This window comes from Sphaerochaeta sp. S2, from assembly GCF_016406725.1.
Lineage (GTDB): Bacteria > Spirochaetota > Spirochaetia > Sphaerochaetales > Sphaerochaetaceae > Sphaerochaeta.
This window is the reverse complement of record NZ_JAEKNT010000118.1, coordinates 1-1294: the sequence shown is the minus strand read 5'-3', so window position 1 is coordinate 1294 and position 1294 is coordinate 1. Positions and strand designations below refer to the sequence as shown.

Below are 1294 nucleotides of genomic sequence, written 5' to 3'. Positions count from 1 at the left end.
GACAATGGGAAAGCAATGCTTTCTATTTGCAATTGTTTCTAGATGTAGTTTCACAAATGCCTGATAAACAGCCATTTGCAAATTTGAAATCAAAGATTGAGGGCTTGTTGTCGATTTCTGGTTTTCTTATTAATCGATCCGATTTAGAAGATTTCACAATTGGCTCAGAGAATCCACAACTAGATATCCCCATTCATGAAAAATTTTCAATATTTACGGTAAGCAGGCAAAGTGTATTTACTAAAGAAGATCTCAATGGTTTAAGTCTAGGAGACCAGTTTTTAGAAGAGTTTTGTTTCCCAATTGAGTCGAGGGCAGTTCTTTTGAATAGTGAGATAGGTAATAGTCCGCTAGAAAAGAAACCATTTCTCAAGATTGGTGAAGAGTTTTCGCTTATCTTACCAAATACAATATCCATTTGCATAAAACATCTTATTATTTCTTTCTGTTTAGATAGGAACATTATAGATGTTTTAAATTTGAAACTAGAAAATCAGTATTTGCTATTGCTGAGCTCAACTTTAAGATTGCACTTCCTGAATGAATTAATACATTTTTCTTCAATTTCTGTAGATGATATTTCGATACCATCTGTTTCTATTTCATTGACTGAGATTGACCCTGGCCGGTATTTTTGTTTCGTGCCAGTACATAATCCAATCGAGATAGACAGTTATTTGTCCTCGGGGATGAATTCAATAAGTGATTTAAATATAAACGAGCTAATACCTAAGATTTTAAAGACCGTCAAATGGGTGGAAAATGTTGATGATTTTAAAGAAGGGAAGATTCTTTTTGTTTTTTGTGGATGGGGGGCTAATCTGTCCTCTGGTCCTATTGACAGATTGGAGAATACGAATTGGGAAATTGAGTTTATCAGTGCTCATGATCTTATAATTCTCATAAAAACAACAGATATAAATGCAATTAAATTCTGGCACTTTCTTCAAAGCTATGAGCAGGTATTAAAGTTAGGGGTGAAGATTTTCAATTTTAATGGATTACTTAGTTTATATGCATGGAGCAAAGATAGAGATTTTGAGATTATTCCGCATTCAGCTATGACAAGTAATAACGGATGGGGTATGCAGCCAGTTTTTTATATCGAACCAAGTTGGGTACTTAAAGTCAGACAAGGAATTTATAAAACCTATGATGAGAAATTTGTGTATCAACCGAGTATGTACTCACATTTTTTGCAACGTATAAGAACGGATTCTCTCTTTGATGAAGACCTTTTCTTACCAATGTATAGATCATTATCGGCATTTCAAAATAAGAAAATGGTAAGCTA

Annotated in this window: 1 protein-coding gene; it reads left to right on the top strand. The window is 33.5% G+C overall.

The window, feature by feature from the left end:
• Positions 1-56 precede the first annotated feature (56 nt).
• Positions 57-1294, top strand: a 1238-nt coding sequence (locus JF818_RS03315) for a hypothetical protein (RefSeq protein ID WP_198890562.1), incomplete at its 3' end; no start/stop codon positions are given.